The 312-nt window shown below is 50.6% G+C and carries 1 pseudogene; it reads left to right on the forward strand.

Annotation, left to right across the window (positions count from 1 at the left end):
* Positions 1 to 96: 96 nt before the first annotated feature.
* A pseudogene (locus tag DK254_RS34495) lies at positions 97 to 312 on the forward strand (hypothetical protein); the annotation flags it as partial.

Below are 312 nucleotides of genomic sequence, written 5' to 3' on the forward strand. Positions count from 1 at the left end.
TCACGAGTGTTACTTGTGATGCTGATAATCTTGCGATCACCAGTCTTAGCTCACAAGCACCCACACGAATTGCTTGATTCAACTTGTTAAAGAGCAGTGGTTGATTCTTTCGCCTCAACCGAGGCCGCGCATTTTACGCCAACCTCTTATTCCGTCAAGCGTTATTTTCAGAATTTTTCGTTCCTACTCAACCGCTTGCGCTTTCGATCGGCCGAAGCTTCTCGTCAGCGGGAGGCGCATTCTACAGCGTTCAAACTCGCTGTCAAGCACCTCGGCGATCTTCCTTTTCGGCCCGCTGCCGGAGCAGCTATC

Origin of the sequence: Pseudomonas sp. RW407, from assembly GCF_003176655.1 — a bacterium.
Classification (GTDB): domain Bacteria; phylum Pseudomonadota; class Gammaproteobacteria; order Pseudomonadales; family Pseudomonadaceae; genus Pseudomonas; species Pseudomonas delhiensis.